We start from the raw sequence: 9927 nt of genomic DNA, 5'->3' as shown, positions 1-9927 counted from the left end.
GGCCGGAGCCGCGGCGGCAGCCGGGCGGGCAGCGGGGGTCGCGGCCTGGGCCGGAGCCTGGGTCGGAGCCGGCGCCGGAGCGGGCGGCGGGCTCGACGGCGCGGCGGCGGCAGGCGCCTCGGCGACAGGAGCGGGTTCAGCAGGCGCAGGGGCCGCAGCGGCCGCCTTGGCGGCCTCCGCCGCTTCGGCGGCGGCGGCAGCAGCGGCAGCCTTGCGCTCTTCCTCTTCGCGACGGCGGGCCTCGGCGGCCTCGCGCTCGCGGCGGGCCTGAGCCTCGGCCTCCCGACGGCGTGCCTCGGCCTCAGCCTCCGCCTTCTGGCGGGCCTCGGCCTCGCGACGCTGCGCATCGGCGAGGGCCGCGGCACGGGCCGCGCTCTCCTGTTCGCTCAGCGTGCGAAGCACGACACCTGAGGCGGCGCGCTGGGCCGGACGAGGGGGAGCCGCCGTCGGCGCAGCCGGTGCCGGACGCGGCGCGGGGGCGGGCTCACGGGCAGGAGCGGCCGGCGCCGCGCCGATGACGCGGCGCTTCACCGTCTCGACCACGACCTGCTTGGAGCGGCCATGGGAGAAGCTCTGACGCACGGTCCCCGCCTCGATCGGCCGCTTGAGGGACAGCGGCTTCGGGGAAGTCCTGTTCAGAGTCTTGTCGCCCGGGTTGTTCGTATCGCTCATTCAGCCTGAACCCTGAGGGTTTCCATCGTCCCGTGAACCGTCGCCCGGTGGCGCCGGCCAAATCTGTCCTGCGTCGTCAACGTGAGGCTTCGTCGATCCCGCCGATTCGGGCTGGATCGGGCTCCCCGGTCGCCGCGGCGGCGCCCTCGAAGGAGCGTAGCCGACGCCAACGCGACAGGCAGCCGGCAGCTCCGGCTCCTGCGACGAGCGCAGCGTGTATCACATGACCCCGACCCAAGGCCATGTCCAATTCGTCTTCGGACAGGTCATCGATGATCGGTATCCTCGACATGGCCTCGCCGTGTCGCCTGTACAAGGCCGCGGCGAGCTTGCGGCGACCGTCCGGGCTCGCCTCGGCGGCGTGGATCACCGCGATGGCGGCCGGCTGTCCGCCGATCGCGGCCTCGACCTTCGAGAAACCTGCGACAAGGCAGCCCGCCTTGTTAGCCATCGCGATGGCTTGCCGCAGATCGTCCCGGAGCCCCGCCACGATCCGGTCCGGCAGGTCGGGGGCGGCCGGGGTCGGCCCCTTGAACGCCCGCGAGAACAGGTTCTTCCGCACCGCCGTGGCGACCGCCTCGCGCCGGGCGCTCACCCACGCGCCGCGGCCCGGCAGCTTGGCGCGCAGGTCGGGGACGACGCTGCCGTCCGGCCCGCGCACGAATCGGATCATCGCCTCCGGGGCCTGGGCGACGCGCGTGACGATGCAGGTCCGCTCGGGCATGCGGCGGCCGGGGCCGGAATCGAGCCCCCCGGCCTCCGGCCCATCCTCGGGCAGGATCGTCTCGACCTCGGCCATCGCGCCTCCGCCGCCGGCTCTCGCCTCAGGCCTCGTTCGGAGCGGGGGCGGTCTCCTCGCCCTCGGCGGACTCGGCGCCCTCTTCGGTCTCCTCCGGCTCGGGCAGCGCCTCGATCCAGCCGGCCTTCAGGCGAGCGGCCATGATCAGGGCCTCGGCCTCGGCACGGGACAGGTCGAACCCGTCGAGGTAGCCGGCATGGCGCACCGCCTCGGGGCCGCGGCCCTCGGTGTAGCCGACGAGGTCATCGGTGGCGCAGCCCGCGAGGTCCTCGACGTTCTTCACGTCGTTCTCGCCGAGGGCCACCATCATGGGCGTGGTGATGCCCTCGATCTCGCGCAGCTCGTCGGCGACGCCGAGTTCGGTGCGTCGGGCGTCGTGCGCCTGCTCGATCCGGGCGAGGTGGTCCTGGGCGCGGGCCTGGATCTCGGTGCCGGTCTCCTCGTCGAGACCCTGGATGCCGGACAGCTCCTGGATGTCGACGTAGGCGATCTCCTCGACGTTGCGGAAGCCCTCCGCCGCGAGCAGCTGGCCGACGGTCTCGTCGACGTCGAGCGCCTCCATGAACACCTGGGTCCGCTCGGCGAACTCCTTCTGGCGGCGCTCCGATTCCTCGGCTTCGGTGAGGATGTCGATGTCCCAGCCAGTCAGCTGAGAGGCGAGCCGCACGTTCTGGCCGCGGCGGCCGATGGCGAGCGACAGCTGGTCGTCCGGCACCACCACCTCGATGCGGTCGGCCTCCTCGTCGAGCACCACCTTCACCACCTCGGCGGGCTGGAGGGCGTTGACGATGAAGGTCGCCTCGTCCTCCGACCAGGGGATGATGTCGATCTTCTCGCCCTGGAGCTCGCCGACCACCGCCTGCACGCGCGAGCCGCGCATGCCCACGCAGGCGCCGACCGGGTCGATGCTGCCGTCGCGGGAGATCACCGCGATCTTGGCGCGGGAGCCCGGATCGCGGGCCACAGCCTTCACCTCGACAATGCCGTCGTAGATCTCGGGCACCTCCTGGCCGAACAGCTTGGCCATGAACTGCGGGTGCGAGCGCGACAGGAAGATCTGCGGCCCGCGCACTTCCGAGCGCACGTCGAACAGGTAGGAGCGGATGCGGTCGCCCGGCCGGAAGGTCTCGCGCGGGATCATCTCGTCCCGGCGCACGATGCCCTCGCCGCGACCGAGATCGACGATCACGTTGCCGTACTCGACGCGCTTCACGATGCCGTTGAGGATCTCGCCGATGCGGTCCTTGTACTCGTCGAACTGGCGGGCGCGCTCGGCGTCGCGCACCTTCTGGACGATGACCTGCTTGGCCGACTGCGCGGCCACGCGGCCGAAATCGAAGGGCGGCAGTGTGTCGGAGATCACGTCGCCGACCAGGGCGCCCGGGTTGTAGCGGCGGGCCTGATCCAGGGTGATCTCGCGGGCGTCGTTCTCCACCTGATCGACGACCAGGAGGTGTCGCGACAGGCGCAGCGCCCCGGTCTTGTTGTCGATCTCGGCGTGCACGTCCGTCTCGGCGCCGTAGCGGGAGCGGGCCGCCTTGGCGATCGCCTCCTCCATCGCGTCGATCACGATGGAGCGGTCGATCACCTTCTCGCGGGCGACCGCGTCGGCGATCTGGAGGAGTTCGAGCCTGTTGGCGCTGACGACGGCCATCGGTGTCGGTCCTTCTCTTCCGTCAAATCTTCGGGCCGGCCGCCGGGCGGCCGACACGGGGGTCTCAGTGCAGGGAGTCGCGGTCCTTGAGCCGGGACGCCTTGGTCACGATCGGCTTCTTGGGGCCGGTCCGGGGCTGCTTCTCGGGCTTGCCCGCGGGGCTGGCCTTCTTCGGCCCCTTCGGCCGGAAGGGGCTGCGCGCCGGCGGCGGCGGGCTCTCCGCGTCCGGGGCATCGTCCTCGACCTCGTCGGACTCGTCCTCGGCGGGCGGCCCGCCACGGCGGAGCGACTCGCGAATCAACTCGTCGGTGAGGACGAGATGGGCCTCGGCGAGGTCCTTGAGCGGAAGGTCGATGCGGCTCGGGAGCCCTTCCTTCACGTCGGGCAGATCGATCGGCACGGTAAGCCGCGCCGGATCCGGCGCGCCGAGGATGCCGCGGAAGCGCTTGCGCCCGTCCAGCGGCGGGCTCAACTCGACCTTGGCCTCGTAGCCAACCCAGCGGGCGAAATCCGAGATCCGCACCAGGGGTCGGTCGATCCCCGGCGAGGAGACCTCCAAGTTGTAGGCCCCTCCCACCGGATCGTCGACGTCGAGGATCGGCGAGATCGTCCGGCTCACCGCCTCGCAATCCGCGATCGTGAAGGTGCCGTCCGGACGCTCCGCCATGATCTGCACGGTGCAGCCGTTGATGTTGGACATCTTCACCCGGACCAGCCGGAAGCCCAGACCCTCGAGCGGCCCCTCGATCGCCTGCGCGACGCGCGCGGCGACCCCGGCCTCGCGGACGAGGCGCTTCTCGGACAGATCCCCTTCGATCTCGGACGACATGGAGTTCAGCGCGCAACCTTCGCGGCGTTCTGGTGGTCGGCCCGCGGCGTGCGGCCTTCGCGGCGAGAGACCCGTGCGGCGAAAAAAAAGAGCGGACCCGGTGGGGCCCACTCCCGAACCGCAGCCTCTCGACTGCCATCAGAACTGTTGAAGGTCAGATAGCCGCGGATCGTCGAAAGTTCAAGGCCGTTCCGTCAGCCGCACCGCGGCACCCGCCCCTCCAGGGGGTAGGCCGGGTCGTTGTAGCCGGGCGTCGTCGGATGTCCGGCGGCCACGAACCCGTCGACCAGCGCCTCGTCCTCCGGCGTGAAGGCGTAGTCGAGGGCGCCGAGATATTCCTGCCACTGCGCCTCCGTCCGCGGCCCGGCGATGACGCCGGTGACGAGCCGGTTGTTCAGCACCCAGGCGGTGGCGAACTGGCCGGCCGTGATGCCCCGCGCCTCGGCGTGTTCCTTCAGGGTCCGGGCGATGCGCAGAGATTCGGGGCGCCACTCGGTCTGCATCATCCGCGTGTCCTGGCGGCCGGCGCGGGATTCGGCCGGCGGCGGGGCGTCCGGGTCGTACTTGCCGGTGAGCACGCCGCGGGCGAGCGGCGAGTAGGGCACGACGCCGAGCCCGTAATGGGCGCAGGCCGGCAGGTGCTCGGTCTCGGGCATGCGATTGAAGGCATTGTAATAGGGCTGGCTTACCACCGGCCGGTCGATCCCCAGCTCGTCGCAGAGCCGGCAGATCTCGGCGACCCGCCAGGAGCGGTGGTTCGAGACGCCGAAATGGCGGATCTTGCCCGCCCGCACGAGGTCGGCCATCGCCCGGACCGTCTCGGCGAGCGGCGTGTCGTGATCTTCCTTGTGCAGGTAGTAGATGTCGATGACGTCGGTGCCGAGCCGGCGCAGGCTATCCTCGGCGGCCCGCATCACGTGGACCCGCGACAGGCCGCGGTCGTTGACACCCGAGCCCGTCGGGTTGGCGACCTTGGTGGCCAGGATCCAGGCGGCGCGGTCGCCCTTGATGGCCCGGCCGGTGATCTCCTCGGAGCGGCCGTCCGTGTAGACGTTGGCCGTGTCGATGAAGTTGACTCCCGCCTCCCGGGCGTTGGCGACGATCCGGCCGGCGGTCGCCTCGTCGGTGGGGCCGCCGAACATCATCGTGCCGAGGCAGATCGGCGAGACCTTGAGGCCGGAGCGGCCGAGATTGCGGTACTGCATGGGATCCATCCGGTGTCCGTCGTCCCGCTATCTCGCCACTGCGCGGCCGAGGTCAACCGTGCCGGGCGACAGGGCCGTGTAACCTGAGCCCGGCCGCGGCGAACCGACCCGTGCCGGCACCGGAGCCCGGGGGCGGCCGTTCTCGCCGTGGCGCCTGCCGCAAGGCGGGTCGCCGCCGTCCTTCACCGAAGATGAGCCTGTCCGAGACCCATGATCGACCGCTCGGCCATCCTTCCCGAGATCCCCCGCCCCTGGCTCGATCGGGCCGGCCGCCTCTCCTGGCTGAAGCTCGTCGTCTTCGCGGGGTGCATCGCGCCGGCCCTGTACCTCGCCGCCGCCTACCGGCTCGACGCCCTGGGCGCGAAGCCGATCACCGCGCTGATCCACGCCACCGGCGAGTGGGCGGTGCGCTTCCTGCTGTTCTCCCTGGCGGTCTCTCCGCTCCGCCGCGTCGCCGACTGGTCCAGGGTCCTCGTGGTGCGGCGGATGCTCGGCGTCACCGTGATGGCCTACGCGGTGGCCCATCTCACCCTCTACGCGGTCGACCAGAACCTGATCCTCACCAAGGTGGTCTCGGAGATCGCGCTCCGGCTCTACCTGACGATCGGCTTCGTGGCGCTGATCGGCCTGATCGCCCTCGGCCTGACCTCCACGGATGCGGCGATCCGCACCCTCGGCCCGAACTGGAATCGGCTGCACCGGCTCGTCTACACGATCGCCGTTCTGGCCCTGGTCCATTACTTCCTGCAGTCGAAGATCGATGTCACCGATCCGGTCTTCTCGGCAGGGCTGTTCCTGCTGCTCATGGGCTGGCGGGTGATGCGGCGATTCAGATGGCCGGAGCGGCCCTGGTCGCTCCTGCTGCTCGCGATCCTCGCCGGCCTCGCCACCGCGGGGCTCGAGGCCGCCTGGTACGGGCTCGCCAGCGGTGTCCCGGCCAACCTCGTTCTCGCCGCCAACCTGGATTTCTCCGGCCCGATCCGGCCGGCCTGGTGGGTGCTGGCCGTCGGCCTGTCCCTGCCGCTCGTGGCGCTCCTGCGGGGCGCGAAGGCCCGCCCGGTCCGACAGGTTGCCGGCAGACACCCCGCCTCCGCGGCCCGTCCCGCCCCTGTTCGGGAACCCTTGTCGCCGCCGGCCTGATGCCGCAGAAACCGCTGCCGGCCCGCCGCCATCGGCGGTGCAGGACCCAGCGGAGCTTCCGAGACGCCATGCGCGGCACGTTTCTCCTGATCGCGGGCTTGCTCGCGCCGACCGCCGCCTATCCGGCCCCGTCCGCGAAGCCACCGAGCCCGACCAAAGCGGCGCCCACCCCGCCAACCCCGGCGGCGGCCGCACCGACCGTCGCTGCCTGCACGCCGCCCGAGCCGCCCCCGGCCTCCGCCCGGCCGATGAAGCCGGCGCTGCCGGCGAAGCCCGCCTGCCTCGACGCCAAGGAGGGCTGCCCAGGCTGGGAGGCCTACAGCTACAACGATGCGATCAAGGCCTATAACCTGCAGGCGCAGGCCTTCCGGCCGATCGCCGAGGGCTACGTGCAGAAGCTCAACGCCTACGTGAAGGCGAGCGCCGACTACGCGCAGTGCGAAGTCAACGCGATGCAGCAATAGTCGCCTGAACGGCGGCCGACCCGGCGTAACGACGGCGGTTCAGGCGCCCCGGGACATCCTCCAGCGATGGTGGCCGCGATTCCCGCGTGCCCGATCCCGCCGAGGCCCCCTTGCCCGCCCGTCATCGCCTCGCACGCACCGGATTCTGCGCTCTGCTCCTCGCCGCCGGCCCGGCCTGGGCCGCTGATTTCGACGGCCCCTATCCCCCGCCCCACGGCTACGGCGATCCGGTCCAAGAGGACGAGCCCGAGCGCCGGCCCCCGCCACCGCCACCGCGCCCCGAGCCGGAGTTCCGCGGCCCGCGCTTCACCGCCGCGCCCCCCGAGGCCTGTCGGGAGTTCGTCCGGCGGCGATTCGATCCGGACGGGGCGCCCGTGCTGCGCCGGGTGCGGGTTTGCGACGAGCCGGCCTTCGACCGCGGGCCGCCCCCGCCGCCTCCGCCCCCGGAGGACATCCCGCCCCGCCGCTGGGAAGGCCCGCGCTGGTAGGATGTGTGGCGGCTGGCTCCATGGCCCGCCACCTGACCGCGCATGGGCTGAAGCACTCCGCCGACGCGAGGTCACACGAGATCGCGCCGCCGTGGTCCGCGCGTGCGGCGCGCGGGCCGATGCAGGGCTTCAGCGACCGGGGTGTTCGATCGGGACCCGGCTCAGATCCGGGCCGGCGCCTTCTTCAGGGCGGCCGCGAAGGCCTTGAGCTGGCGGTTCAGATCCGCCAGCTCGTTCAGCGCGATGGTCTTGTGGCCGTCGCGGACCGCGCGATCGATGTCCTCGACCTGCAGGGCGACGAGGCGGCGTATGGCGGTTGCAACTTGTTGTCGGGTCATCGATTCGAGCGTCTCGTGGGTGCGTCCTGGCGGGCCTCGACGGACGGCCGGCAACGGGCCGTCGACACGGTTCGGTGATAGGCCGGTAGGCTTAACCGATGGTGTCCGCGCACCCACCCGTACACACGGGACCGCACCCTAGCGGCGCCCCCGCATCTCGGCGCGCCGCATCGGCATCGCGTCGATCGTGGCGAACAGCGCCTGCGGTGCGATGGGCGCCGCGGCGGTGAATTTGGCGCCCCCATCCTTCCCGATCAGGACCGCCCGGAAGCTGTCCGAGGGCAGGTCGAGCCGGGCGCGGAGGGCCTTCGCCTCCGCGCCGGAGCCGATCGCCTCGAGCACCACGAGATCGCGCTCGGCGATGCCGGTGCGCGCCGAACCCAGCGCCGCCCGCTGACCCGTGAGTTGGGTGTCCGCCGCATCGGGCGCCGACAGGACCAGCACCCGCGCGCGGTCGCGATAGGCATCGAGCGGCCCGGCAGAGGCCGCGCCCGCCCCGAGGACCGCCAGACCGAGACCCAGTGCCGTCGTCCGCATGTCGCCGCTCCGTGTTCACGCGCCGGGACAACGCACGGATCGGCCCCGGAGATCGCGCCTGCGCCTTTGCCGCGGCCGCCCCGCGCCCCAGATCGAGGCGGCAGCCAGAATTCGGGAGACCGTCATGACCACCATGAACCGCCGCATCGTCCTGGCCTCGCGCCCGCACGGCGAGCCACGAGCCGAGAATTTCCGCCTGGAGGAGGTGCCGGTGCCGCAGCCCGGACCGGGCCAGGTCCTGCTGCGCACCCGCTGGTTGTCCCTCGATCCCTACATGCGCGGCCGGATGAGCGACGCGAAATCCTACGCCGCCCCCGTGGAGATCGGCGCGCCGATCACCGCGGAGACCGTGGGCGAGGTCGTCGCCTCGAACCATCCCGACCACGCCGTCGGCGACCTGCTGACCGCCTTCGCGGGCTGGCAGGATTATTTCGTCACGGACGGCAAGGGCTCGCGCAAGGTCGACCCCTCCGTCGCTCCGCCGTCGACGGCCCTGGGCGTGCTCGGGATGCCGGGGATGACCGCCTATACCGGCCTCCTCAACATCGGCCGGCCGAAATTCGGTGAGACCGTCGTGGTCGCCGCCGCCGCCGGCCCGGTCGGGTCGCTCGTCGGGCAGATCGCCAAGCTGCACGGCGCCCGGGCCGTCGGCATCGCGGGCGGCCCCGACAAGTGCCGCTATCTCACCGAGGAGCTGGGCTTCGATGCCGCCGTCGACCATCGCGGCGCCGACCTGCCGGGCGCGCTCGCGTCCGCCTGCCCCAAGGGCATCGACGTCTACTTCGAGAACGTCGGCGGCGCGGTCTTCGCCGCCGTGATGCCGTTGCTGAACCCGTTCGCGCGGATCCCGGTCTGCGGCCTCGTCTCGGCCTACAATGCCACCGAGGTCCCGCCCGGCCCCGACCGGCTGCCCGGCCTGATGCGCGCCGTGCTGACCAACCGGCTGCACATCCAGGGCTTCATCGTCTGGGACTTCGCCGAGCAGGCGGAGACGTTCCGCAAGGAGGTCGCCGGCTGGATCCAGGAGGGCCGGGTCCGGTACCGAGAGGACGTAGTCGAGGGCTTGGAGAACGCCCCGGAGGCCTTCATCGGCCTGCTGAAGGGCCGGAATTTCGGCAAGCTGGTCGTGCGCGTCTCCTGAGCGCCGCTTGCTGCCGCTCCGGAACGGATATAGAACAAACGGATCCGGTGGCGCTGCGGAAAGCGGGCACAAGCCCGCTCCGCAGGTTGCCGCTCCGGAGGCCCGGGCGCATGGTTCGCGCGCCGCCGGGCAGGTGCCCTGTGAGATCCGTACGGTCAGGAGAGAGTGATGGCGGGCAGCGTCAACAAGGTGATTCTGGTGGGCAATCTCGGGCGCGACCCGGAGATGCGCCGCCTCGGCTCGGGCGACCCGGTTTGCAACCTGCGGCTCGCCACCTCCGAGTCGTGGAAGGACAAGGCGTCCGGCGAGCGCAAGGAGAAGACCGAGTGGCACTCGGTCGTGATCTACAACGACAACCTCGCCCGAGTGGCCGAGCAGTATCTGCGCAAGGGCTCGAAGGTCTACATCGAGGGCCAGCTCCAGACCCGGAAGTGGACCGACAATTCCGGAGTCGAGAAGTACACCACCGAGGTGGTGCTTCAGCGCTTCCGCGGCGAGATGACGATCCTCGACGGGCGCGGTGGCGGCGGCGGCGGCGACTTCGCCGGCGAGGACGATGGCGGCGGCCAGATCAGCCGTGGCGGCGACTCCGGCGGTGGCCGGGGCGGTGACCGCGGCGGCGATTTCGGCGGTGGCCGCGCCCAGGGCGGCGAGCGGCGG

12 protein-coding genes are annotated in these 9927 nt (G+C 71.7%); 5 read left to right on the top strand and 7 right to left on the bottom strand.

Annotation, left to right across the window (positions count from 1 at the left end):
* The 5 genes from ACXJKQ_RS26890 to ACXJKQ_RS26870 all read right to left on the bottom strand — a co-directional run.
* The coding region (locus tag ACXJKQ_RS26890) for a translation initiation factor IF-2 associated domain-containing protein (RefSeq protein WP_457108731.1) at positions 1 to 672 on the bottom strand (672 nt) is incomplete at its 3' end.
* 76 nt (positions 673 to 748) lie between these two features.
* On the bottom strand, positions 749 to 1471 hold the full coding sequence (locus ACXJKQ_RS26885; RefSeq protein ID WP_457108730.1) for an RNA-binding protein: 723 nt from the start codon (positions 1469 to 1471) through the stop codon (positions 749 to 751).
* A gap of 25 nt (positions 1472 to 1496) precedes the next feature.
* A complete protein-coding gene (nusA, locus tag ACXJKQ_RS26880) occupies positions 1497 to 3125 on the bottom strand; it encodes a transcription termination factor NusA (protein ID WP_457108729.1) in 1629 nt (542 codons plus the stop codon).
* Positions 3126 to 3189: 64 nt separating this feature from the next.
* Positions 3190 to 3954: a ribosome maturation factor RimP gene (rimP, locus tag ACXJKQ_RS26875; RefSeq protein WP_457108728.1), complete on the bottom strand. Its 765-nt coding sequence runs from the start codon at positions 3952 to 3954 to the stop codon at positions 3190 to 3192.
* Positions 3955 to 4148: 194 nt separating this feature from the next.
* Positions 4149 to 5159 carry an aldo/keto reductase gene (locus ACXJKQ_RS26870; protein ID WP_457108727.1) on the bottom strand — a complete coding sequence of 337 codons (1011 nt, stop codon included), beginning with the start codon at positions 5157 to 5159 and terminating at the stop codon, positions 4149 to 4151.
* A gap of 210 nt (positions 5160 to 5369) precedes the next feature.
* Here ACXJKQ_RS26870 and ACXJKQ_RS26865 point away from each other — a divergent pair, with 210 nt between their 5' ends.
* From ACXJKQ_RS26865 to ACXJKQ_RS26855, 3 genes are all read left to right on the top strand, one after another.
* Positions 5370 to 6299, top strand: coding sequence for a sulfite oxidase heme-binding subunit YedZ (locus tag ACXJKQ_RS26865; protein WP_457108726.1), 930 nt, complete (start codon positions 5370 to 5372; stop codon positions 6297 to 6299).
* 68 nt (positions 6300 to 6367) lie between these two features.
* The gene (locus ACXJKQ_RS26860; protein ID WP_457108725.1) at positions 6368 to 6763 is read left to right on the top strand and encodes a hypothetical protein; all 396 of its coding nucleotides are present in this window, start codon (positions 6368 to 6370) and stop codon (positions 6761 to 6763) included.
* An 86-nt stretch (positions 6764 to 6849) separates the two neighbouring features.
* Positions 6850 to 7251, top strand: coding sequence for a hypothetical protein (locus ACXJKQ_RS26855; protein WP_457108724.1), 402 nt, complete (start codon positions 6850 to 6852; stop codon positions 7249 to 7251).
* A gap of 161 nt (positions 7252 to 7412) precedes the next feature.
* On the opposite strand, the gene ACXJKQ_RS26850 is transcribed toward ACXJKQ_RS26855, so the two are convergent.
* Positions 7413 to 7589 carry a hypothetical protein gene (locus ACXJKQ_RS26850; protein ID WP_457108723.1) on the bottom strand — a complete coding sequence of 59 codons (177 nt, stop codon included), beginning with the start codon at positions 7587 to 7589 and terminating at the stop codon, positions 7413 to 7415.
* 138 nt (positions 7590 to 7727) lie between these two features.
* Complete coding sequence (locus ACXJKQ_RS26845; RefSeq protein WP_457108722.1) at positions 7728 to 8126, bottom strand: DUF4174 domain-containing protein; 399 nt, start codon at positions 8124 to 8126, stop codon at positions 7728 to 7730.
* Between the two features lie 124 nt (positions 8127 to 8250).
* Here ACXJKQ_RS26845 and ACXJKQ_RS26840 point away from each other — a divergent pair, with 124 nt between their 5' ends.
* A complete protein-coding gene (locus ACXJKQ_RS26840) occupies positions 8251 to 9267 on the top strand; it encodes an NADP-dependent oxidoreductase (protein ID WP_457108721.1) in 1017 nt (338 codons plus the stop codon).
* A 168-nt stretch (positions 9268 to 9435) separates the two neighbouring features.
* Positions 9436 to 9927 (top strand): single-stranded DNA-binding protein (ssb, locus tag ACXJKQ_RS26835; protein WP_457108720.1); only part of this gene is annotated, 492 nt, incomplete at its 3' end.

Source organism: Methylobacterium sp. P5_C11 (assembly GCF_054049775.1).
Note: the sequence above shows the minus strand (reverse complement) of the source record. Positions and strands in the feature narration are given on the sequence as shown.

Bases quoted from the DNA above. Each gene is read 5' to 3' on its own strand.
- ACXJKQ_RS26885 (WP_457108730.1), bottom strand. From the start codon at position 1,471: ATGGCCGAGGTCGAGACGATCCTGCCCGAGGATGGGCCGGAGGCCGGG.
- ACXJKQ_RS26840 (WP_457108721.1), top strand. From the start codon at position 8,251: ATGACCACCATGAACCGCCGCATCGTCCTGGCCTCGCGCCCGCACGGC.
- ACXJKQ_RS26870 (WP_457108727.1), bottom strand. From the start codon at position 5,159: ATGCAGTACCGCAATCTCGGCCGCTCCGGCCTCAAGGTCTCGCCGATC.
- rimP (WP_457108728.1), bottom strand. From the start codon at position 3,954: ATGTCGTCCGAGATCGAAGGGGATCTGTCCGAGAAGCGCCTCGTCCGC.
- nusA (WP_457108729.1), bottom strand. From the start codon at position 3,125: ATGGCCGTCGTCAGCGCCAACAGGCTCGAACTCCTCCAGATCGCCGAC.
- ACXJKQ_RS26865 (WP_457108726.1), top strand. From the start codon at position 5,370: ATGATCGACCGCTCGGCCATCCTTCCCGAGATCCCCCGCCCCTGGCTC.
- ACXJKQ_RS26845 (WP_457108722.1), bottom strand. From the start codon at position 8,126: ATGCGGACGACGGCACTGGGTCTCGGTCTGGCGGTCCTCGGGGCGGGC.
- ACXJKQ_RS26860 (WP_457108725.1), top strand. From the start codon at position 6,368: ATGCGCGGCACGTTTCTCCTGATCGCGGGCTTGCTCGCGCCGACCGCC.
- ACXJKQ_RS26850 (WP_457108723.1), bottom strand. From the start codon at position 7,589: ATGACCCGACAACAAGTTGCAACCGCCATACGCCGCCTCGTCGCCCTG.